We start from the raw sequence: 22,056 nt of genomic DNA, 5'->3' as shown, positions 1-22,056 counted from the left end.
GCCTATTCTCGGCAATCATGTTTTTCAAACAGCCTACATTCTTATGACATGACATTCTGGAGAACAGACACATGGGTGACTTTACCGATTATCAGGTTGCAGACATCAGCCTCGCTGACTGGGGCCGCAAAGAACTGAACCTTGCTGAAGCCGAAATGCCGGGCCTGATGGCACTGCGCGAAGAATTTGGCGCGTCTCAACCGTTGAAGGGCGCAAAAGTCGCAGGCTCCCTGCATATGACCATTCAAACCGCTGTGTTGATCGAAACACTGGTTGCTTTGGGTGCAGAAGTCCGCTGGGTTTCTTGTAACATCTTCTCCACACAAGATCATGCGGCGGCAGCAATCGCAGCAGCTAATATTCCGGTCTTCGCCCACAAAGGTGAAACATTGGAAGAATACTGGGACTTCACACACCGCCTGTTTACATGGCACGACGGTTCCACACCAAACATGATCCTTGATGACGGCGGGGACGCAACTTTGTTGTTACACCTTGGTCAAGATGCGGAAAAAGATATCTCCGTTCTCGATAACCCGGGTTCCGAAGAAGAAGAAGTCCTGTTTGCAGCGATTAAAGCCAAACTGGCAGAAGACGGCAACTGGTACACAAATGCTGCTAAAGACATCATGGGCGTCACCGAAGAAACCACAACCGGTGTTCACCGCCTGATCGAAATGGCACGCAAAGGCACATTGTTGTTCCCGGCGATTAACGTCAACGATTCTGTGACCAAATCCAAATTCGATAACAAATATGGTTGCCGCGAGTCTCTCGTGGACGGTATCCGCCGTGCAACCGATGTGATGATGGCGGGTAAAGTGGCTGTTGTTTGCGGTTACGGTGATGTGGGCAAAGGTTCTGCGGAATCTCTACGTTCTTGTGGTTGTCGCGTTCTCGTGACTGAAATCGATCCGATCTGCGCCCTGCAAGCGGCAATGGAAGGTTTCGAAGTTGTCACCATCGAAGACGCCCTGCCCGAAGGCGACATCTACGTCACCACAACAGGTAACTTCGATATCATTCGCAAAGACCACATGGATAACATGAAAGATGGCGCAATCGTTTGCAACATCGGTCACTTCGACAACGAAATCCAAGTCGCTGCGATGAAAAACTACAAATGGACCAACATCAAGCCGCAAGTCGATCAAATCGAACTGCCGGACGGTCGCAAAATCATCCTGTTGGCTGAAGGCCGCCTCGTCAACCTTGGTTGTGCAACAGGTCACCCGTCCTTCGTGATGTCTGCCTCTTTCACCAACCAGGTTCTGGCACAGATCGAACTGTATAAAAACAATGCAGACGGTCAATATGCCAAAGACGTTTACGTTCTTCCGAAACACTTGGACGAAAAAGTAGCCGCCCTGCACCTCGAAAAATTGGGCGTGAAACTGACCAAATTGTCCAAAGAACAAGCCGACTACATCGGCGTTCCGGTCAACGGTCCGTTCAAACCGGATACCTATCGTTACTAAGACTTCAGCGTCTTAAACAAAAAAGAAGCCCTTGGTCATCAGATCAGGGGCTTTTTTTGTGTATCAAGAATATACTTTTCATGGCGCTCACACGACGGGAACAACCGACTACAAACCAGCAACACTCAATAATTCGGCGTAATACCATATTTGTCAAAAAGTTGATCCAGCTTGCCGGATTGGCGCAGCTTGTCAAAAGCCACTTCCAATTCATCCATATGAAGATAGGGCGCTGCCCGACTGGTTGCCAGATAGGTTTTGAAAGTTTGTATCGGATCACTGTAGGTGATATTCGGGTCGTTAAGCTTCTTTAAGGCACCATCAGCAATAATTTGATCCGTGTACCATGCATCAACTCTATTAAGACGCAAGAGCTTGATTAACTCGCTCCCATCACCCGGGACACGATAGACACGTTGATATCCTTGTTCCGTCAACCAGTTGTCCCAACTGGATTTCAATTGTACTCCGATATATTTGTTACGCGCACTCTCAGCCGTTAACTTCGTTTTATTGAAGCTGATAAAATGAGTGCGATTATTCAAAATATTGATACGCCAGACATAATCCTTGTCACGGGTCTTCGTCCAAGAAAACGGGAAAATAAGAGATTCTGGTGTATGCTTTGCCATATATTGCGCACGCGCCCATGGTAGGTGGACAATTTTAAATTCTTTGCCCGCAAGCTTAAACGTCTCAGCAACAATCTCATAGGCCAAGCCCGGTTTTTGCGGATTATCTATGACTACGGTTGGGAAATAAGACGTAAAGATGTTTGCAACCTCTGACGCTGGTGCGTTTTTAACAAAGGTACATGCAATAACAAAAAAACAAAACAAACGCACTACACGATGAAACATGAGGTTTAATACTCCCTTATTCAATTCTAGATAAACAGAATAAAAATATCAAGGTATGTCATGCCTGATGAACAAGTTGAAAATGACAACGGCGTTAAATCATTTATCTTCATTAACATCATGCGGTAAAACGTTGCTTTTTCATATAAGAAAACTATGATTGCGCTATGGAACCTTTAGCGACCAACCCACTCATCGAAAAATTGAAGCTTTTAATGGAGCTTACAGACGATGAGGTGCAAATCATCTTGGACTTGAGTTTCAAGACACAACAACTGCCCAAAGGTCAATCACTCATCCCTTCTGATTCTGAAAATGTCTCTCTGGTTATGGATGGCTGGGCCTGTCGTTACAAGATTTTATCCGATGGTCGCCGTCAGATTACCAGCTTTGTTCTACCTGGTGATTTAACCGGTGTACGCGCCTGTCTATTTGGTGTTTCCGATTTCGATACAGAAACCTTAACCGATTGCACCACAACGTTAATTGATGGCAAAGATATTGCCCGTCTTTTTTATGAATCCCCGCGTCTGGCTGCCGCGATCACATGGGCATCCGCCCGTGAAGAGGCCATGTTAACAGAACATGTTGTCAGTTTGGGACGGCGCAATGCACGCGAACGTATGGCACATTTGTTTTTGGAACTGCATTCACGACTGGAAATCGTCGGTTTTGTCGAGAAACTTGCCTACGGCATGCCCATTACACAAGAAATGATCGCAGATTGTCTGGGACTAAGTATTGTACATGTCAATCGCACTCTGAAAGCCATGCGTAAAGAAGGTTTGCTGGAATATTACAATGGCTATGTCATTCTGAAAAATCCAAAGAAACTGCGCAGTATCTGTGGATATGACAGCAATCATCTTGAAGGTACCCTGCATCCGGAAATTGCAGATTACGACCCTGATGCTTAACTTGATTATCATTGCTGATAATCAAGGTACATTTTCATCTTTTTTCATTATATGATTAACATAAGTTAAGGTCGTTAACATATGTGAATGTCGAATAAGTATTAGTGCGTATTTTCCCTGCATATTCTGAAACGGATGCAGGAGGCTCCTATCTTTACTTTCGAAATCCCTGAAAAAAGGGATGGGCGAGAAGTTTATGATTTTATCAAGTCATGCCCACCTCTGGATTTAAATTCCAGATATGCATATTTTTTACTGTGCGATCATTTTTCAAAGACCAGTATTATTTGCCGAGATATCGGTAATGAAGAGGAAATAGTCGGTTTTATTGGCGGCTATCGTAAACCCAAAGAGCCAGAAACACTTTTTGTTTGGCAAATTGCTGTTTCCGAAAGATGTCGGGGACATAAATTGTCCCATATGATGCTGGAACGTCTCATTGACGTTAATGATCCGACACCTGTTGAAAAAGTCGAGGCAACCTATACTCCTTCCAATATGGCCTCCTACAATTTTTTCACTCGCTTTGCCGAAAGCAAAAACGCACGTGTCAACACAGCCGATTATCTGAGTGAAGAACAACTCAGCGGAGGTGGATCAGACCACGAAGCCGAGAAAAAAATCATCATCTCTTTTGATAAACAGTGACTTACGGAGTAAGCCTCATGAGAATTTTTGAACAAGTTGAATCGCAAGTTCGCGGTTATGTCCGCTCTTTCCCTGCCATTTTTGACAGAGCCGAAGGTGCCCTTCTCTTTGACGAACATGGCAATCGTTATATCGATTTCTTTGCTGGTGCCGGCACCTTGAACTATGGACACAATCATCCTTTGATTACCCAGGCGATGATTGAATACCTTAAAAGTAACAGTATTATTCACGGTCTGGACATGGCTACATCTGCCAAACGTGACTTTTTGCAAACCTTTGTAAATACCATTCTGGAACCACGTAACATGGAATATAAGGTCCAGTTTACCGGGCCCACGGGGACAAATGCTGTTGAAACCGCCATTAAACTTGCCCGGATGGTAAAGAAACGTTCCAACATTTTGACCTTTACCAACGGATATCACGGCTTAACAATGGGGTCTCTTTCCGTTACGGGAAACAGCTTCTACCGTGACGAATCTTATGGGGTTCGTGCAAATACCGATTTCATGCCGTTTGACGGCTATCTTGGCGAAGGTGTCAACACCATTGATTATATTCGCAAGGTTTTAAGCGATGCCTCCAGTGGGGTCGATTTGCCCGCAGCCGTGATTGTGGAGACCATTCAAGGTGAAGGCGGGATCAATGTCGCCAGCGCTGAATGGTTGCAGGAACTGGAAAAATTATGTCGCGACTTTGATATTTTATTGATCATTGATGATATTCAAATGGGAAATGGCAGAACCGGTTCATTCTTTAGTTTCGAAGAGGCTGGCATTCGTCCTGATTTGATTACATTGTCCAAATCCTTGGGCGGTGGCTTGCCGATGTCTATCCTGTTGATGCGCCCGGAATTGGATCAATGGCAACCCGGTGAACATACCGGCACCTTCCGTGGCAACAACCTCGCGTTCGTGGCTGCAACTCAAGCCTTGAAAATGTGGGAAGACGACAGTTTGACCAAGCAGGTTTTGCAATATGGTGAAGTTGTAAAAGCTGCAATGGAAGACATTGTCGCAGAACATCCTGACCTGAACCTGTCTATCCGTGGACGCGGCATGGCATGGGGGCTTGATTTCGGTGCACCGGATTTGGCCTCAAAGATTTCCGCAATTGCATTTGAAAAAGGTCTGATTATTGAAACAGCCGGTGCTGATTCCAGTATCTTGAAATTCCTTGCCCCGCTTGTGATTGATCCCGACTTGTTGAATGAAGGGCTTGAAATCATCAAAGAGTCCGTTCGTGAATTCACCCAACAAAACAACACTGTTATTATTCAGGAGGCATCATGATTGTCCGTCACGTCGATGATATTAAAGGAACAGAACGCGAAGTAACCGGGGACACCAACACCTGGACCAGTCGCCGTTTACTGTTGCGAAAAGACGGTATGGGGTTTTCATTCCATGAAACCATTATTCACGCCGGTACAGAAACCCTGATTTGGTACAAAAACCATCTGGAAGCGGTTTATTGTGTGGGCGGCGAAGGTGAAATTGAAGACCTGAGCGACGGCAAGATCCATCCCATTAGCGATGGCACCATGTATGCGCTCAACGGGCATGAAAAACATTATCTGCGGGCTAAAACAGACCTGCGCATGATTTGTGTTTTCACCCCGGCCCTGACCGGACTGGAAGACCATGACGCAGATGGTGTTTATCCTTTGATTGAGGATGAATGTGCCTAAATCGTTTCTCCCTGCCTCCTTCGGGAGGCAGGCCTTTTAAATATTTTTTATAGAGATAACAATGCAAGACCATAGCCTGAACTCCCATACGGTTGAGAAAATAGGCGGGACGTCTATGTCCAATGTGGATGCTGTTTTTAAGAACATCCTGTTGGGAAACCGTGAAAAAGCCGATATCTATAACCGTGTGTTTGTCGTGTCTGCCTATGGCGGTATGACAGACCGTTTGCTTGAACATAAAAAATCTCAAAAACCCGGTGTTTACGCTCTTTATAGCAATAGCGAAAGCGATTGGGCATGGGGGGATGCACTCAGTGACGTTGCCCGTGAAATGCGCAAGATAAACGATGAAATTTTCCATGAAGCTGCTGATCGCCAAATGGCAAACCAGTTCATCGAAGATCGCATTGAAGGCACGCGTTCCTGTCTCGTCGATCTCCATCGCCTGTGTTCCTATGGACATTTCCAGCTTGAAGAACATCTGGCAACCGTTCGTGAAATGCTCAGCGCCCTTGGCGAAGTCCACAGCGCCTATAATACCGCCTTGCTCCTAAACCGACGTGGTGTAAACGCAACGTTTGTGGATCTATCAGGCTGGCGTTCGTTGGACAGCTACACACTGGAAAAACGTATTAACGAAGCCTTTGATGAGATCGATCTTTCCAGACAACTCCCCATCGTGACCGGATATGCGCAAACATCCGATGGATTGATGAAGCATTACGGACGCGGATACAGCGAAGTGACATTTTCGCGGATTGCCTGTTTAACGCAAGCCCGCGAAGCTATCATCCATAAGGAATTTCACCTGAGCAGCGCAGATCCGAGATTGGTCGGTCAGGAAAACGTCCATGTAATTGGTGAAACAAATTATGATGTTGCCGATCAACTGTCAAACATGGGAATGGAAGCCATTCACCCATTGGCCGCCAAAGGATTGCGTGAACTGGGTATCCCTTTGCGGATTAAAAACACGTTCGAACCGGAACATCCAGGGACAATCATTCGTGATAACTTCTATCCGTCAAAGCCACGGGCTGAGATTGTCACGGGTCTGGAACATGTCTATGAAGTTGAAATTTTCAACCAACATATGGTCGGCACATTTGGCAATCAGGAAAAAGTATTGGAGACATTCCGTCGTTTTAACGTGCGCACTGTTACAAAGAGCATGAACGCCAATACCATTACCCATTATGTCGCCGCCCCCATCAAACAGGTGCGTCGTTGTGTGGAAACATTGGAAAAGATTTTACCGGACGATGTTGAAATCAACACACAGAAGGTCGCGCTTGTGTCTATCATTGGGGCTAATTTAGGATGCCAAACTTACTTCCCACGTGCCGTTTCTGCATTGCATGAAAACGGGATTGCGACTTTGTTTTGCCATACCGGTAGCCGTAATGTGGATATGCAGTTTGTCACCCATGAAAGCGAATTTGCCCAAGCCGTCAAAGTTCTGCACGATACGATAATGGAAGCACCGGAAAGACTGGATAGTGCGGCGGCTTAAACGGAAAAAGAGCCTCACTTTCCTCGCAACAGATACAAAAAAATAGCGCCATAGACACACCCACAGAACCCCGCCGAATTGGCGGGGTTTTTGCTTTACGACTTCCAATCAATAAAGGTCAAATATGTTTTATCTATTGAAATGCATCTTGCGTTCCGCTTGCATTTTTCTATATGGTGCCGATCTTAATTGTAGGGAGAACGAACAATGAACCAAGACCATTACATTCAATCCGGTGAGGGAGACGTGGTTTTGATGCTCCATAGTTCCATGAGCTCCAAATCACAATGGAAAGGCTTGATGTCGCAATTATCCCCGACACATCATATGATTGCCATTGATTTGCTTGGTTATGGTAACGCCCCTTTCCCGTCACAGAAAGAAGAGTATAGCCTAAAATCAGAGATCTCACAGATTGATCGTATTTTAAATGAACTTAATCTTTCAGAAGAAAGCTCCCTTCACGTTATCGGTCATTCTTTTGGCGGAGCAACGGCTTTGCGATGGGCGTATGAACACCCAGAAAAAATTAAGTCGCTACACCTGTTTGAACCGGTCGCTTTTCATTTGCTTGAAGCGCCATGTGATGGTCTGAGCCAAATTCTTGGCGTAATTGACGGCTTAAATGAAAATTTAGCAACCGGAAACAAAGTTCGCTTATGTCAGTCTTTTATAGATTATTGGTCCGGTAAAGGCGCCTTCGACAGCTTTCCACCCAATGTGCAAGAGGCCATGATTGCTCAAGTGGATAAAGTTATTCTGGATTTTAAGGCTTTATTAAAAGAGCCACTTTCCTTAAACGATTATGCCTCTTTTTCTTTTCCCATCAGCCTGATTATGGGAGAGCGCAGCCCGATATCATCAAAAACAATTGCGCATAAATTAAAAGAAACATTGCATCATTTAACATTCTATCAAGTTGACTGCGGACATATGGGACCCATCACGCATTCTCATATGGTCAATGAGATTTGGCACAATGAAATTCACAAAAACGATCTTTAAGAAATGAGCACAACACCATCATCAGAATGACAACAATCAACTATTTCTTAAATATAAATCGGGGATCAAGTGTCAGCCTGCCTTTTGTCTAATACATTAAATTTCAATTTTGAATAATTATGATAAAGGCGACTTACCCCTGTGAAGTTATTGTATTGTGATATTTATTTCGCCTCTATTAACATATGTAAATGACGAAATAACGTTTTCCACATACTCCATTAGTTTGGATAGAATGACTAAGGAGACTGGAACATGTCTAATAAACTCGTCGTAACAAGCCTGATGGCACTCGCTATGATGACTGCACCTGCCCTTGCAGATGGCGATGCAAAAAAAGGGGAACGAGTTTTCAAAAAATGCAAAGCCTGCCATACGATTGAGCAAGGCGGCAAACATAAAGTCGGCCCAAACCTATTTGGTATTTTCGGTAAAAGTGGCGGTTCCGCAGAAGGCTATAAATATTCAAAGGGCTATCTGGAAGCCGCAGAAAATCTAAGCTGGGATACAGCTTCTTTAGATGAATATCTGCAAGACCCTTCCAAATACCTCTCTGCCAAGGCCGATAAAAAGGTTAAATCCAAAATGACCTTCAAGCTGAAGGGCGATAAAAAGGCTGATGACCGCGCTGATGTCATAGCCTATATAGCTGCACAAAAATAATTATATCGAGATCAACACCCGCCTTTTAGCGGGTGTTTCTTACACGGTCTGTGTTGATCTATGTATCAATCACCTGAGAGGCCGCATCGGATGAGCCACCATCCGACCAAAATATTTTGTATCCATAAAAGAATAGACAAGAAACGGATCCAGTCATGAGTGAGGATAAGCAAAACGACGACGGAAAAATTGTCGTCAAAAACTTATATAAAGTCTTTGGGAAAAACCCGGGCAAGGCAATGAAGCTTTTGAACCAAGGTGTCCCAAAATCAGAAATTTTTGACCGAACCGAACAAGTCGTTGGTGTATGTGACGCAAGTTTTTGCGTTCAGGAAGGTGAAATTTTTGTTGTCATGGGGTTATCCGGTTCGGGGAAATCCACCTTGGTGCGCCTCCTCAATCGTTTAATTGAACCTACGTCGGGGCAAGTTCTGTTTGATGGCAAGGATATTGCCAAAATGTCTGATAAAGAACTCATGGACCTGCGTCGTAACGATATGAGTATGGTTTTTCAGTCTTTTGCTTTGATGCCACATCTTAATGTTATTGATAATGCGGCCTTTGGTCTGGAATTATCCGGTGTTGATCTTGAAGAACGCCACAAGCGCGCCTTGGAAGCCTTGGAACAAGTTGGACTGGAGGCATTTGCGCATAGTTATCCTGATGAACTGTCCGGTGGCATGCAGCAACGTGTCGGGCTGGCGCGTGCCCTTGCAAACGACCCGGCCGTGATGCTGATGGATGAAGCTTTTTCCGCCCTTGACCCGTTGATCCGCAGTGAAATGCAGGATGAATTGCTGACCTTGCAAGAGAAACACAAACGCACGATTATTTTCATTTCGCATGACTTAGATGAAGCCATGCGCATCGGGGACCGCATCGCCATTATGGAAGGCGGGCGTGTTATTCAAGTCGGCACACCGGAAGAAATCTTAAATAATCCGGCAGATGAATATGTTGAATCTTTCTTCCGGGGGGTCAATGTTTCCACCGTTCTCAGCGCCAAAGATATTGCACGGAAAAGTCAGGTCACCGTGATCGGGCGTGTCGGGGTTGGCTTACGTACCGCCTTGGAAGAATTGCGGCAGGAAGATCGGTCATATGCCTACGTTTTGGGTAAAGATCGAAAGTTTGCAGGGATTGTTTCGTCCAAATCTTTAAAAGAGGCGATTAAAAATAATCCTGCACAAGATTTATCCTGCGCCTTTCTCAAAGATGTCGATACCTTGATGGCAGATACGGCCCTTTCAGACATTATTGGCAGTGTGGCCAATGCCGAATGCGGCCTACCCGTCGTTGATGAAAATCATAAATATATCGGTGTCGTCACCAAAACATCCTTGCTCGAAACATTAGATCAGGAAACGGAGGAAGTGGCACATGGCTGATCAAGCAGCAACAAATCCGTGGGGCGCGCCCCAAACGGCCGCACCTGCGACACCTGATGCCCCGGCGACCGGAAATGAGGGCACCGCATGGGGTGTTTCCGAACAATCCAGTTCCGCCCCGCAGGCCGACTGGCTGGCCAATTCACATGCGGATAAAGTGGATTTCAATATTCTCGATCCTTTTTCCCAAGCCGTCATCCCACTAGATGTCTGGGTGGAAAGTGGACTGGAATGGTTGGTCACCCATTTTCGCCCGGTCTTTCAGGCCGTCCGTGTTCCTATTGATGCGACACTCAGTGGTATTGAAGCCGGATTACAGGCAATGCCTGCCGCCCTCGTCATTGTGATCTTTGGGTTAATTGCGTGGCAAATGGCCAGCAAAAAACTGGCTTTGGCGTCAATCATCTCGTTGGTGACAATCGGTCTGATCGGGGCATGGTCTGAAACAATGGTGACGTTGGCGCTTGTTTTAACGTCCGTGTTTTTCAGTATGGTGATCGGCTTACCCATCGGCATATGGCTGTCGCGTTCAGACGGGGCAGCAACGACTGTACGCCCTATGCTGGATGCCATGCAAACAACCCCGGCCTTTGTCTATCTGGTGCCGATTGTCATGTTATTTGGCATCGGGAACGTCCCCGGTGTTGTCGTCACCATTATCTTTGCTTTACCTCCCTTGATCCGTTTGACCAATTTAGGGATCCGTCAAGTTCCTGAAGACTTGATTGAAGCGTCGCGTTCTTTTGGGGCCAGTCCAAGTCAACTTCTGTTTAAAGTCCAGCTTCCACTTGCCATGCCGACCATTATGGCCGGGGTAAATCAGACGCTGATGCTTTGTCTATCCATGGTGGTGATTGCCTCCATGATTGCCGTAGGTGGTCTGGGGCAAATGGTTTTGCGCGGGATCGGGCGTCTCGATATGGGGCTTGCGACCATTGGCGGGGTTGGCATTGTTTTGCTGGCTATTGTCTTGGACCGCATCACACAAGCGATGGGCGAGGAAAAACGCCACAAAGGTATTCGCCATTGGTATGAAACCGGACCTATCGGTCTGGTACGCAGTCTGTTTGTGAAATCTTAAAACATCATTTGAATCACTTAACTGTTGTTAATAATTTTTGAGGAGACAATTCATGAAATTCAGTCATTTCATTCGTAACGGCGCAAAAGCGGCCGCTTTTCTTGCCGGGGCAATGATCTTGTCCGCGCCAGCTATGGCCGATCATCATATGCCGGGTAAAGGCGTTGTAATTCAACCCGGTCAAGATAATGTGGATGGAGAAAACTTCCAAACCATCCTCGTGATGAAAGCACTGAAAGAGTTGGGTTATGACGTAAAAGACGTTCAAAACGCCAAATATCCGGCCCTGCATATTTCCATTGCCAACGGCGATGTAACCTTTATGGCGGATCATTGGAACCCGCTGCACCAAGCATTTTATGATAAAGCCGGTGGTGATGAAAAACTGTCGCGCACAGGCGGCTACATCGAAGGCTGTGCTCAAGGCTATTTGATCGACAAAAAAACGGCTGAAAAATACAATATTACCAACATCGGTCAACTCACCGACCCAAAACTGGCAAAACTGTTTGATGCCAATAATGACGGAAAAGCAGATTTGGCAGGTTGCGTTCCCGGTTGGGGTTGCGAACGCGTGATCGAGCATCAAATGGATGCTTTTGATTTGCGCAAAACCGTAACCCATAACCAAGGTGAATATTCCGCCATTATCGCAGAGACCATCACGCGTTATAAAGAAGGTAAGTCGATCCTGTATTATACTTGGACACCTTATTGGGTTTCCGGCGTATTGGTTCCGGGTAAAGATGTGACCTGGATCGAAGTTCCAAAATCTGCACACCCGAACGGTGTCGATACCAAACTCCCTAATGGTAAAAACTACGGTTTCGAAGTGAACACACAAATGATCGTTGCCAACAAAGCGTTCGTCGAGAAAAACCCGGCAGCCGCTAAATTATTTGAAGTCATGTCTGTTTCCGTGAACGACGTTTCTGCACAAAACCTGAAAATGAAGGATAAAGGCGAAGGCGGCTGGAAAGCTGCTCAGCGTCATGCAGATGCATGGATTGCAGCAAACCGTAAAACATTTGACGGTTGGCTGGAAGCAGCGCGCGCTGCAACGAAATAAACAACTTTAAAATAATGAAGAAAGCCCTGACATCTCCGATCTCGGGGCTTTTTTTTCATCTATTTCTTCCTGATTTTTGTCAAAACAAGAAGGCCGATAAGCGTCAAAGCCACAAATGTTGAACTGAGCGGAAAAGCCAATGGAATACTGGCAATAAGCGTGAGCATCCCTAAAAGAAAGCTGCCAAAAAACGTAACGACCAACATAAGCAACAACAACAGAATTAACGTACCTAAGGCAAGACCTAATATTTTTTCGACCTGGCGTTTCATCTGGACCCACAGCATTAAAATGGAAGATCCTTTATGTGGCTGCCAAAGCAGGGCACGTCAACAAGGATTTCCATTTCCTGTTCATCGCTCGTTTAATGATCAATGGAACTGTCAGGAGATCATGGCGTAAAATAGTTGTTTGCCAATGCCCAAAAAGTTCACCAACCGAGTCCAAAATAAGGTGGGGAATTCAATTTGTGTCTCCTCAGGGGCGTGAACGGACTATCTTCATGACCTCCGCCAACTTCTGCCCGCCAGACAGAGAAATCTATAGTTCTTTATCTTTATGTGGCTCAATCATTTGAGATATGCCGCAATAATTGCTCCATTATGCGTAGTAAATATGACAGAAACTCAATTGATAGATTGACAAACACCGAATTTAGGCGCAAATCATCCGTTCATTATTCATTCGCGATCGCGCAATTCCGCTGAAAGCTCAGCGTGACAATATCTCGAAATTGAAAATAATTTATTGAATGCCCCGCCTGCGCTCCGGGACGTTAAAAAATGCCGGAACTCACTTTTGTGTCGAAAACAGGGTGAAATGCGCGGCCGAAAGAAACTTTATGCAATCGAAAAATTTTGAGGCACTTGGCCTGTCTGAGCCATTGTTGCGCGCACTGCGAGAACAACAATTTGAAACTCCAACGCCCATTCAAGAACAATCAATACCGTCTCTATTAGAAAAATGCGATTTGTTGGGGATTGCACAGACCGGTACCGGTAAGACGGCCGCCTTCAGTCTTCCCATTTTGCATGAACTTGCCGAAGATTGGGAACCACCTGCACCCAAATTTCCCTTGAGTATCATTCTTGCTCCTACCCGAGAGCTGGCAATTCAAATTGGTGAATCTATTGAAAGCTTAGGGCGACATCTCCCTGTTCGACACACCGTTATTTTTGGAGGTGTGAGCCAAAAACGACAGGTTAGCGCCCTTCAGCGCGGTGTTGATATTGTGGTTGCGACGCCTGGGCGTCTTTTAGACCTTATGAACCAAGGGCATATTTCACTCAATCACATTTGGCACTTTGTATTGGACGAAGCTGATCGTATGTTGGATATGGGCTTCATCCATGATGTTAAAAAAATCATTGCCGCACTGCCAAAAGAACGCCAAACCCTGTTCTTTTCCGCAACCATGCCCAAAACAGTTTCTGGACTTGCCAGCAGCATACTGCACGACCCCGTACGTATAGAGGTGACACCGCAATCAACACCGGTTGAACGCATTGCCCAAAGTGTCTACTACGTGCCTGCTGCTGATAAAAATGTATTGCTGACTAATATCTTGGACGATAAGTCCATAAATAAAACCATCGTCTTTACGCGGACGAAACACCGCGCCAACCGGGTGGCACAACAGCTTGATAAAGCGGGTATCACGTCAGCAGCTATTCATGGCAACAAATCGCAAGGCGCACGGCAAAAAGCACTTAAAAACTTCAGTAACGGTGAAGTCCGTGTTTTGGTGGCGACAGACATAGCAGCACGAGGCATTGACATCGACAATGTCAGCCACGTCATCAACTTCGAGCTTCCGAATATCGCTGAAGATTACGTCCATCGTATCGGGCGAACAGCAAGGGCTGGGGCATCTGGTGCTGCAATTTCTATGTGTGATCCAAGTGAACAAGCTTACCTTCGTGATATTGAAAAACTGATGCAGCAGCAACTTGACGTTTTAGGTGGTCAACCGTCTCAGGACGAACCCAAACCGACTAAGCGGGGTTCTCGACAGTCTCCGAACCGCCGAGTGAAGTCAAAACGGTATCGAGGTAAGCCTAAAAAAAGCGCCGCGTAGTTTAATGACATCATGGAACCAGAGCGGCTTCCGTCTATATTTCTAGCAATGACATGAAACTTTTAGCACCTTATTTAAAACGGGCAGATGTTGGCGAGATCGACATTTCTCTGTCAGATAAAGATGATGAATTATTTTTTTAAGAGGAGGAATAATTATGGGATCAGGATCAACCCGACCAAACACCGCAGACGATAAAATGATCGCGGCCATTGAACGCGGCGATCAGGGCAAATTTCAAGACAGCCGGCCGCCAAAGGTTAAGGACAATACCCTCATCAAATCCAAAGAAACACAAAAGAAAATAACGCTTGATAAAACCAAAGCTTTGAAAGCATTGAGACTGAATGCTGAGAAGGAAAAGAAGGCTAAATAGAAACTGAAGGTTTCTTTCGGCTTTGGGTCCAGACTGAGTAAAAACATACGGGCTAGGCTCAGGACCTATTAATTTTCTAGCATCTTAATCGTTGTTGTGATTCATTACAGACAGGAGGACCTGTCTATGAATGATCAATTTTGGCTGAGTGATCCCAGATCCCGGATCCGTCACAAGTTCTCTTCTTTCTCCTAATAAATTCATTTATAACAGTAAGTTATGTTAAAATAGACTGTATGTAGAAAATACAGGGTGTTTTTTCGATGTTGTTTTCCAGTCAAGGCAAAAAGCAGGTTGTTGCGGCATTCGATGGTGGGGAGATTACGTCGGACGGCGGGGTGGTTTTGTTACGTGAAGCAGCAAAGCGGATGAACCTGTTTTCTCGGTTGGCAGATTGTTTTTGGGATAAGCGTGATGAGCGTTATGTTCGTCACGGATTGTCTGATTTACTGGCTCAGCGGGTAACAGGTCTGGTGCTTGGCTATGAGGATTTAAATGACCATGATGCCTTGTGTCATGATCCTGCCTTGCGGTTGATGGCTGATGAGGAAAGAGACAAGCTGGCCTCATCCGTCACTTTGGGACGGGTGGAATGTTGCACAACAACAGGCAACAAACGCTATCACAAGCTATCCCCGCGTTTTTACAAAATGCAGGAACTACTGTGCGATCTGTTTCTGGATCATCACAAACAGCCGCCCCATGACATCATTCTTGATATTGATGCGACTGATATTCAGGTTCATGGGCGACAGGAGATGTCCGCCTGGAACGGATATTATGAGCAACGTGGTTTTCTGCCTCTCTATATTTTTGCCGGGCCACACCTCTTATGGGCACAATTGCGCGAAGGGGATTGCGATGGGGCAAAAGGCGCACGCCGGGCCATCAGCAGCATTGTGAAGCAAATTCGAAAACGCTGGCCAAAGGTTGATATTCTGGTGCGTGGCGATAGCGGTTTTGTGCGCAAACCTCTGATCCGCTGGTGCAAGGCGAATGCTGTGGATTTTATCTTTGGGCTGGCGCGTAATTCCTATCTGTTGCGCAAAGCCACAGAGGCCAGATCGCAAACATCAAAACAGCGGGTCAAAGAAGGACGTACCTTCCTCAAGAACTTTGGCTTGTTTGCCCATATTCCCAAGAGCGGTTCCTGGGGCCGCCCCTACAATGTCATTGCCAAGATCGAAGATCAGGAGGGACGCGAACAGCATGTGCGCTTTCTCATGACCTCTCTGGATGAGCACAGCCCGCGTGTGATCCGTGCGGTTAAACAGATGCGCAAAGAGATGATCGCCAACAAACAGACACCGGGCAAAGATATTGTCGGGCGTGTGCTCTATGAAAAAATCTACTGCCCCAGAGGCGATATGGAAAACCGCATCAAAGATTGCCAACTCGACCTGTTCGGTTCGCGTGCAAGCGCCCATAAGTTCAGATCAAATTACCTGCGCCTGTTGCTGGAGGGCTTTGCCTATGCGCTGATGACGCACATTCGATTGAAAGCATTGAAGGAAACTGAACAGGCCAAGGCTGCGCCCAACACCATTCGGCTTAAATTGCTCAAGGTTGGAGCCAAAGTGATCCGCTCGGTGCGCCGGATTAAATTGAGCTTCCCGGATGCCTATCCTTACCAAAACATCTTCTTCACCGCCTGGAAACGGCTGACACCCGGATAAAACAAGGCAACACGAAAATGGAAAACTCCGCGCGTTCTGTCAAAGCGGAACGCTTTATGCTGACTTAAAATCAAACACAAACCATTTTAGCTTGTTTTTGCGCGTGTATATCCACATTTACTTCACGCAAACCGCTCAGCCCGGATCGGTTGCACCCGTTTGCAGATGATTTTTTGTGATTTTGAAAGAGAAATGCAGATGGTAAATCAGTTTGTGAATTATCCGGGCGAACTGGTGTAAACAGGGCGTTTCAGCCCTGTTTACTTACATTCCTCATATGCCACCCACGTATCAAAAAACAAAAGGCCCCGCCCGTTGGGCGAGACCTTTAGTTTTTGGTTGCGGGGGCCAGATTTGAACTGACGACCTTCAGGTTATGAGCCACAACATATAGTATGCTCTGATGCGCTCTACTTTTCGCACATCTTCGATATAACACAACATATCAGAACCTTATGGGATTTGGCAATTCCTCACGATTTCGCAGCAATACTCAACATTTCGTGCCCACATGATTCCATAGTGATTCCATTGATTAAATTTATTCCGCCAGAATAAATTTGATAATCCTTAGCTACGAACCACACTTCAAATACGACATTACATTCTGACTTCCAAATCCACAGGCCAGTGCAAAACAATCATGTCCTTGATCATCCTTGAAGCTTGGATCACCTGCATGAGCGGTCATTAAGCGAAAAGCATCCAGCGCATCATTTTCAGCCGCCAACATGAGAGGCGTCCTCCCAGGACCAGGAGATGAGTGCTTTCGATTTGGGTCCGCGCCAAAAGTTAACAGTAATTCCGCAATCCGCAAAAAAACACCCCGAGGCACATCTGAGGCCTTTTGAACAAAATGCTTAATCAAGGCATCCATTAAGTTTGCCCCCTCCGGTCCAAATTTTTCTATCGACATCCGATCACCCATAGCACCGGCTAATCCTCCCGAGTATCGCCGGTGTATTTCCGCATCTTCCTTTTGAGGCTCAGCCATCCGCTGCCTGAAATGCTCCTCCCCCCAGCCCTGTCGGTAAAACGCAAAACGTTCGATACATACATATAAAGCTGTCTGTGGTGGATAACTTGCTTGCAAATTGGGATCCGCTCCCATTCTCAGCAATTTTTCCACCACAGTGGGATCCCCTAAAAGCACCGCAACGTACAGGGGAGACAAACGCTTTTTCTCGGTCATCCGATTGAGGGTTTCTTTATCATGGCTCTGGTCTAGTAACAGATCAAGAACCTGTCGCCCCCGCCCATCCTCGGCACACTGCAATGCATGCAGCAAAGCTGAACCACCCTGGTGATCAGAAATGTTCACATCGGCCCCTGCTTTGAGAAGTTCACGAACATCATCCACACGGTCTTCAGAGGCAAACCATATTAACTGTGGACGACGCATTTTCGTTCCATCAGCCATTGGAATACCAATAACCCGATCCGGGTTTGATAAGTCTGGTTTCCTCTTATCGGAATCAGGTTGATAGAAAGCTCGAAACGGAAAAGGGGTTACTCTTTGTTTTCTCTTGAGAGCCTCTGGGAAACGAGCATGGATGGGGAATAAAACATTAAACGCCTGACTAAGCTGGTCAATTTCCCAATCTGAAACAACATCGGGACGATCTGAAAATTTCGCAAATAATTCAGAGAAAAACCCCATAGCCAAAGCACGATGCTTGAGTTTCTTAATTACGGTCTTCTTACCAAGGTGCGCCGCAAGAGAAAGAGCCTCTTCCAAAATTTGCTTTTGATTATCCCCTGCCCTATACAATGCCAAATCTGCAGCCCTGTCGTAGAATGCAAGCGCCTTCACTTGATCACCCGCTAAAATATGCCACCGGCCTTCACACCAATCCAATATGTAACCCGTAAGGCCATCGGCATCGTGCTTATTAATCAAACCTTTAAGGCGATCTATTTCTCCACGGGAATTTGACTGCGCCTCAGAGGACTTATCCTTTGTCCTGCTCAAACCGACCAACATAAGCGGCCCACAACATTCAGCCACTTCCCTCAAACGATTCCCCGCATCACTATTAGCAGACGACAACTCCATCCCAATATCCCGCACTGGGCAATTCAACAGAATGTCTTGACGGACTGGCCCAATTAGGGAACCCAACCCTACCTTTTCTACCTCTCTCATAAGCCATGACAGAGTTCGTGCAGTAATCAACCATTTTCCGAAAAGAGATATTTCCGATTGCCGACCTGGACAACATTCCATAAGCGAACGCTGGATAGGCCTTATAGAAGCGAAAAAATCTGGGACTGTCTCTCCTCGACGCCAACGGGCAATATCGTCTCGTTTTTGTTTATTGCCGGAAAACAGCAGGTTTGCCACATCAAGCTCCAGCGCCACTTCACACCATTGAAATACAACGTTGAGTGGACTCACTTCTTGACCGAGAAAATCACCAAGATCAGGCCCACCGAATTGCTCTTTTAACGCGATTAAAAATTCCGCGACATGTCGCACGCCTATTGTTTCAAAAAGCAAAGGCGTCGCATCTCGTCGCGACATGGCATCAAGTGAAACTCGCGATATAAGGTTTACGTGCTCTTTCAATATGAAATTTACAAAATCACCGACAAATTCAGAATAATCCGTGTCAAATTCGCCAAGCGGTTTCAATAACAATTCATCGACGATTTGTGATGGGAGGCTCCAATCAAAATCGCCTTCCCTGGCCAATCGATCGAGTTTTTTCCTTATTTCTGCATTAGCCGACTTGGTGCCAAATGCCGTTGCTAGCAATTGAATAATTTCACCTAGCGTTGGATATGGTGGTTTCGTCTTAATTTCCTTCTTATTCATAGCAACGGCGTAACTCCCCCATGAAATTAAATATTGCACGCCCATCACTTGGCGTTGTGGGAACAATCACAAACCGGCCACCCGGTGCTACTAGCCTCCCGTGCTTTTTACCGCGTCGGAAACACCATCCATTTCGCAAATGTTTCCTTACAATTTCCGCGATATCTTTATTCTTTGAATAATACATTATTTGGAACCCTGAAACTAAAAGATAAGGGCGAAAGCACATACTTTCGCCCCAATGCTTCTATTTGCCTTTTCGTGCTGCCGCCGATGTTGCTCGACTTGAGAAACTACCTTTGGCAACTTGTCCGCCATTGGCTTTTGCCGTGGCACTTTGAATTCGAGCTGCTGCCGCCTTTGTCATTTGCCCTTTGGGCGAGGATTTCGAAGTCATTTCACTCTCCATTTTCAGATTTTTGCTGCACAAAGCAGCGACCTCAAAATCAATCGCACTAATGTTCCTTTTTGTCGGCAGCACTGATGGCAAAAAAAATCCTAAAAATGTCATCCCCACAATTTCTGCACATTTAAAACCCTGCACCCAATAACCTGAGGATCGGCACACCCGCCCCTCCCAACAGGCCTTAGCTTTCCCGATTCCAGCCTCCCTTCTGGAATCAAGAGAACTCAAAGAGGTGCGAAAAAGGCCAGAAACCTGCGGGACACAGCGAAAACAAACCTGTATATCCGAACTACTCACGTTTTCGCTCTGATAGCAGGATGATGCGCAGGATTTCGTTCTACTGCTCTCAGATTATGAGCCGTGATATGGCCATTTCTAAAGATTTCGCAGAAACACTATAACCAATTGATATTACTGGACTAATTCAGACATCGCTTTACGCTGTCATTCGATCGGTTGCTCGCCGAAACCAGCCCTCATGATTCCACTATGATTCCAGGGATTAAGAACGGCGCAGCAATCACCGAGAGTTAATCAGCCGCAAAGAGGTGCCCTATGCCTAAAATCACCAAACGCCTTGTCGAGGCTGCCAAGCCGCAAGACAAAGACTATATCATCTGCGATGACGATCTTGCCGGGTTTGCCGTTCGCATTTTACCAAGTGGCCGTCGTTCCTATATCGTTCAATACCGGATCGGCAATCGATACAGACGCATGAGCCTTGGGGCCCATGGTGTCCTCACTCCCGAAAAAGCCCGCCGAATGGCATTCAAGGTTTTAGCTGCCGTCAAGGACGGAGAAGATCCTGCTGGTGAACGTTCCCGAGCCCGAAAAGCCTGCACGGTGAAAGAGCTGGCAGAGCGGTTCGATCAAGAACATATTTCTGTCCGCCTCAAGCAAGGCACCGCCACAGAATACCGACGCAACCTCCGCCGCTTCATATTGCCTGCCCTTGGACGATTGAAGGTCGCTGATGTGACACGGGCCGACGTCGCCAAATTCCATCACGATTTACGCCACATCCCATACCAGGCAAATCGGAACCTTGAGGTCATCTCCAAAATGTTTTCGATGGCAGAGATGTGGGGAATGCGCCCTGACGGCTCCAATCCACGGCTACACATCAAAAAATACCCTGAAGAAAAACGGGAACGCTACCTCAGCCAGAAGGAGCTAAGCGACCTCGGCTCAGTGCTGAACGAAGCTGAGGAAATGGGTGTTGATGATATCTACGCTATATCTGCTATCCGCCTCCTCATTTTCACCGGCTGCCGTCTCAACGAAATCATGTCACTCAAATGGGCAGAGGTTGATTTCGCCAACAGCTGCCTACGGCTATCAGACTCAAAGACTGGCGCACGGGTTGTCCATCTCGGCCCCCCTGCCCTTGATCTCCTGAAAAATCTCAAACGGCAGCCAAAGAACCCATGGGTTATCTGTGGCAAAATCCCGGGAACCAACCGCAAAGAAATCCAGAAATTCTGGCAACGGATCCGCAAGCGTGCTGGCATTGAAGATGTTCGCATCCATGATCTGCGACATTCATTTGCCTCCAACGCCGTTGCACAAGGAATGAGCCTGCCCATGATTGGTAAGCTTCTCGGACACACCCAGGTTCAAACAACTGCCCGGTATGCACATCTAGCAGCAGATCCCGTCAAGGCAGCCGCCAGCTCTGTTTCTTCCAACATTTTTGACAGCCTGAATAGCGGAAGCATCTGAACTAAGTCAAAGGCCGCAGCCAATACCGGTGCGGCCATTCCTATTTAACCGGCTTTGACCTTCTTTTCTTCTTTCTCTATCGGTTTCGCCAACGCAGCAGTCGCTTGTAAAAATGCTTCCTGCTGCTCCTCTGAAAGGCCACGGAACAGCTCAATCATCGCTCGTTCTCGATCGTTTTCGAGGCGCGTTCCACCATTTAACAAGTCAGATGGGTGGCATTCCAAGGCTTCCGCGATTCGCTCCATCCACTCGAGTGTTAGTCGGCGATGCCCCTTCTCCAAGTGGCTGATTTGTTGATTGCTCGTCCCGACAAGCTCGGCCAGCCTTTTTATGGTCAGCCCTTTTGCCTTACGAAGTTCACTAATTCTATTGTCCATACTTCATAATCCAACATTTCAACCACCTTAACAACAACATTTTGTGTACCTTAGATTAGAATCACCCCCCTTTCATCCCATAAAAAATGCGTATTTACCGGGAGTTGACAGACACCTCACCCTCTACTTTTTCCAACATTTTGTATATTTAATGATTGACAAATACGGTACATTCTGTTGATTTTTTAGAGTCTCGTGACTTCCCATAGGGCACGTAGGGTTCCATGCAGTCTCGAAGAAGGCCGAACTCGCCTACATGCAAATGTCGGTGTAACGGCACAAAAGAAGG

The 22,056-nt window shown here is 46.4% G+C and carries 20 protein-coding genes; 15 read left to right on the top strand and 5 right to left on the bottom strand.

The features are described 5' to 3' along the window. The first annotated feature begins 71 nt into the window (after positions 1-71). Positions 72-1,478, top strand: a complete 1,407-nt coding sequence (gene ahcY / locus ACI0FF_RS03415; RefSeq protein WP_419798737.1) for an adenosylhomocysteinase — start codon at positions 72-74, stop codon at positions 1,476-1,478. Positions 1,479-1,603: 125 nt separating this feature from the next. Here ahcY and ACI0FF_RS03410 read toward each other — a convergent pair whose 3' ends face one another. After that, positions 1,604-2,338: a substrate-binding periplasmic protein gene (locus ACI0FF_RS03410; RefSeq protein WP_419798736.1), complete on the bottom strand. Its 735-nt coding sequence runs from the start codon at positions 2,336-2,338 to the stop codon at positions 1,604-1,606. 167 nt (positions 2,339-2,505) lie between these two features. Between ACI0FF_RS03410 and ACI0FF_RS03405 the strand changes: the two genes are divergently transcribed. The 10 genes from ACI0FF_RS03405 (at position 2,506) to proX (ending at position 12,315) form a co-directional block, all read left to right on the top strand. Next, positions 2,506-3,255: a Crp/Fnr family transcriptional regulator gene (locus tag ACI0FF_RS03405; RefSeq protein WP_419798735.1), complete on the top strand. Its 750-nt coding sequence runs from the start codon at positions 2,506-2,508 to the stop codon at positions 3,253-3,255. Positions 3,256-3,390: 135 nt separating this feature from the next. Continuing rightward, positions 3,391-3,903, top strand: coding sequence for a diaminobutyrate acetyltransferase (gene ectA, locus ACI0FF_RS03400; protein ID WP_419798734.1), 513 nt, complete (start codon positions 3,391-3,393; stop codon positions 3,901-3,903). Positions 3,904-3,920: 17 nt separating this feature from the next. Continuing rightward, positions 3,921-5,198 (top strand): diaminobutyrate--2-oxoglutarate transaminase, encoded by a 1,278-nt coding sequence (gene ectB / locus ACI0FF_RS03395; protein ID WP_419798733.1) that lies wholly within the window; start codon positions 3,921-3,923, stop codon positions 5,196-5,198. Then, positions 5,195-5,596, top strand: a complete 402-nt coding sequence (locus ACI0FF_RS03390; protein ID WP_419798732.1) for an ectoine synthase — start codon at positions 5,195-5,197, stop codon at positions 5,594-5,596. Before ectB ends, ACI0FF_RS03390 begins: the two co-directional genes overlap by 4 nt. Positions 5,597-5,657: 61 nt before the next feature. Next, a complete protein-coding gene (locus tag ACI0FF_RS03385; protein WP_419798731.1) occupies positions 5,658-7,109 on the top strand; it encodes an aspartate kinase in 1,452 nt (483 codons plus the stop codon). 207 nt (positions 7,110-7,316) lie between these two features. Then, a complete protein-coding gene (locus tag ACI0FF_RS03380) occupies positions 7,317-8,114 on the top strand; it encodes an alpha/beta fold hydrolase (protein ID WP_419798730.1) in 798 nt (265 codons plus the stop codon). A 255-nt stretch (positions 8,115-8,369) separates the two neighbouring features. After that, positions 8,370-8,777, top strand: coding sequence for a c-type cytochrome (locus tag ACI0FF_RS03375; protein ID WP_419798729.1), 408 nt, complete (start codon positions 8,370-8,372; stop codon positions 8,775-8,777). A 155-nt stretch (positions 8,778-8,932) separates the two neighbouring features. Beyond that, positions 8,933-10,165 (top strand): glycine betaine/L-proline ABC transporter ATP-binding protein ProV, encoded by a 1,233-nt coding sequence (gene proV, locus ACI0FF_RS03370; RefSeq protein ID WP_419798728.1) that lies wholly within the window; start codon positions 8,933-8,935, stop codon positions 10,163-10,165. After that, entirely contained in the window at positions 10,158-11,246 is a 1,089-nt protein-coding gene (gene proW / locus ACI0FF_RS03365) for a glycine betaine/L-proline ABC transporter permease ProW (RefSeq protein ID WP_419798727.1), read from the top strand. The genes proV and proW overlap by 8 nt, the downstream gene beginning before the upstream one ends. Before the next feature lie 52 nt (positions 11,247-11,298). After that, positions 11,299-12,315, top strand: a complete 1,017-nt coding sequence (gene proX, locus ACI0FF_RS03360) for a glycine betaine/L-proline ABC transporter substrate-binding protein ProX (RefSeq protein ID WP_419798726.1) — start codon at positions 11,299-11,301, stop codon at positions 12,313-12,315. A 59-nt stretch (positions 12,316-12,374) separates the two neighbouring features. Here proX and ACI0FF_RS03355 read toward each other — a convergent pair whose 3' ends face one another. Continuing rightward, positions 12,375-12,587, bottom strand: coding sequence for a hypothetical protein (locus ACI0FF_RS03355; RefSeq protein ID WP_419798725.1), 213 nt, complete (start codon positions 12,585-12,587; stop codon positions 12,375-12,377). Between the two features lie 569 nt (positions 12,588-13,156). On the opposite strand from ACI0FF_RS03355, the gene ACI0FF_RS03350 reads away from it, so the two are divergent. The 3 genes from ACI0FF_RS03350 to ACI0FF_RS03340 all read left to right on the top strand — a co-directional run bounded on the left by ACI0FF_RS03350 (position 13,157) and on the right by ACI0FF_RS03340 (position 16,444). Further along, the gene (locus ACI0FF_RS03350) at positions 13,157-14,392 is read left to right on the top strand and encodes a DEAD/DEAH box helicase (RefSeq protein ID WP_419798724.1); all 1,236 of its coding nucleotides are present in this window, start codon (positions 13,157-13,159) and stop codon (positions 14,390-14,392) included. Between the two features lie 199 nt (positions 14,393-14,591). Next, positions 14,592-14,768 (top strand): hypothetical protein, encoded by a 177-nt coding sequence (locus tag ACI0FF_RS03345; RefSeq protein WP_419798723.1) that lies wholly within the window; start codon positions 14,592-14,594, stop codon positions 14,766-14,768. Between the two features lie 263 nt (positions 14,769-15,031). Then, positions 15,032-16,444, top strand: a complete 1,413-nt coding sequence (locus ACI0FF_RS03340) for an IS1380 family transposase (RefSeq protein ID WP_419798722.1) — start codon at positions 15,032-15,034, stop codon at positions 16,442-16,444. 574 nt (positions 16,445-17,018) lie between these two features. Here ACI0FF_RS03340 and ACI0FF_RS03335 read toward each other — a convergent pair. Together ACI0FF_RS03335 and ACI0FF_RS03330 are read right to left on the bottom strand one after the other, a co-directional pair. Continuing rightward, positions 17,019-19,262: an ankyrin repeat domain-containing protein gene (locus tag ACI0FF_RS03335; RefSeq protein WP_419798721.1), complete on the bottom strand. Its 2,244-nt coding sequence runs from the start codon at positions 19,260-19,262 to the stop codon at positions 17,019-17,021. Between the two features lie 247 nt (positions 19,263-19,509). Then, positions 19,510-19,659, bottom strand: coding sequence for a hypothetical protein (locus ACI0FF_RS03330; RefSeq protein WP_419798720.1), 150 nt, complete (start codon positions 19,657-19,659; stop codon positions 19,510-19,512). A gap of 564 nt (positions 19,660-20,223) precedes the next feature. Here ACI0FF_RS03330 and ACI0FF_RS03325 point away from each other — a divergent pair. Beyond that, positions 20,224-21,390 (top strand): tyrosine-type recombinase/integrase, encoded by a 1,167-nt coding sequence (locus ACI0FF_RS03325; protein ID WP_419798719.1) that lies wholly within the window; start codon positions 20,224-20,226, stop codon positions 21,388-21,390. Positions 21,391-21,434: 44 nt separating this feature from the next. Here the strand turns inward: ACI0FF_RS03325 and ACI0FF_RS03320 are convergent, their stop codons facing one another. Further along, the gene (locus ACI0FF_RS03320) at positions 21,435-21,767 is read right to left on the bottom strand and encodes a helix-turn-helix domain-containing protein (RefSeq protein ID WP_419798718.1); all 333 of its coding nucleotides are present in this window, start codon (positions 21,765-21,767) and stop codon (positions 21,435-21,437) included. Positions 21,768-22,056: the final 289 nt, after the last annotated feature.

Origin of the sequence: Terasakiella sp. 4MB5A, assembly GCF_050058155.1 — a bacterium.
GTDB lineage: Bacteria > Pseudomonadota > Alphaproteobacteria > Rhodospirillales > Terasakiellaceae > Terasakiella > Terasakiella halodenitrificans.
This window is presented reverse-complemented; position numbering and strand designations above follow the sequence as displayed.

Bases quoted from the DNA above. Each gene is read 5' to 3' on its own strand.
- ahcY (WP_419798737.1), top strand. From the start codon at position 72: ATGGGTGACTTTACCGATTATCAGGTTGCAGACATCAGCCTCGCTGAC.
- ACI0FF_RS03410 (WP_419798736.1), bottom strand. From the start codon at position 2,338: ATGTTTCATCGTGTAGTGCGTTTGTTTTGTTTTTTTGTTATTGCATGT.
- ACI0FF_RS03405 (WP_419798735.1), top strand. From the start codon at position 2,506: ATGGAACCTTTAGCGACCAACCCACTCATCGAAAAATTGAAGCTTTTA.
- ectA (WP_419798734.1), top strand. From the start codon at position 3,391: ATGCAGGAGGCTCCTATCTTTACTTTCGAAATCCCTGAAAAAAGGGAT.
- ectB (WP_419798733.1), top strand. From the start codon at position 3,921: ATGAGAATTTTTGAACAAGTTGAATCGCAAGTTCGCGGTTATGTCCGC.
- ACI0FF_RS03390 (WP_419798732.1), top strand. From the start codon at position 5,195: ATGATTGTCCGTCACGTCGATGATATTAAAGGAACAGAACGCGAAGTA.
- ACI0FF_RS03385 (WP_419798731.1), top strand. From the start codon at position 5,658: ATGCAAGACCATAGCCTGAACTCCCATACGGTTGAGAAAATAGGCGGG.
- ACI0FF_RS03380 (WP_419798730.1), top strand. From the start codon at position 7,317: ATGAACCAAGACCATTACATTCAATCCGGTGAGGGAGACGTGGTTTTG.
- ACI0FF_RS03375 (WP_419798729.1), top strand. From the start codon at position 8,370: ATGTCTAATAAACTCGTCGTAACAAGCCTGATGGCACTCGCTATGATG.
- proV (WP_419798728.1), top strand. From the start codon at position 8,933: ATGAGTGAGGATAAGCAAAACGACGACGGAAAAATTGTCGTCAAAAAC.
- proW (WP_419798727.1), top strand. From the start codon at position 10,158: ATGGCTGATCAAGCAGCAACAAATCCGTGGGGCGCGCCCCAAACGGCC.
- proX (WP_419798726.1), top strand. From the start codon at position 11,299: ATGAAATTCAGTCATTTCATTCGTAACGGCGCAAAAGCGGCCGCTTTT.
- ACI0FF_RS03355 (WP_419798725.1), bottom strand. From the start codon at position 12,587: ATGAAACGCCAGGTCGAAAAAATATTAGGTCTTGCCTTAGGTACGTTA.
- ACI0FF_RS03350 (WP_419798724.1), top strand. From the start codon at position 13,157: ATGCAATCGAAAAATTTTGAGGCACTTGGCCTGTCTGAGCCATTGTTG.
- ACI0FF_RS03345 (WP_419798723.1), top strand. From the start codon at position 14,592: ATGATCGCGGCCATTGAACGCGGCGATCAGGGCAAATTTCAAGACAGC.
- ACI0FF_RS03340 (WP_419798722.1), top strand. From the start codon at position 15,032: ATGTTGTTTTCCAGTCAAGGCAAAAAGCAGGTTGTTGCGGCATTCGAT.
- ACI0FF_RS03335 (WP_419798721.1), bottom strand. From the start codon at position 19,262: ATGAATAAGAAGGAAATTAAGACGAAACCACCATATCCAACGCTAGGT.
- ACI0FF_RS03330 (WP_419798720.1), bottom strand. From the start codon at position 19,659: ATGACTTCGAAATCCTCGCCCAAAGGGCAAATGACAAAGGCGGCAGCA.
- ACI0FF_RS03325 (WP_419798719.1), top strand. From the start codon at position 20,224: ATGCCTAAAATCACCAAACGCCTTGTCGAGGCTGCCAAGCCGCAAGAC.
- ACI0FF_RS03320 (WP_419798718.1), bottom strand. From the start codon at position 21,767: ATGGACAATAGAATTAGTGAACTTCGTAAGGCAAAAGGGCTGACCATA.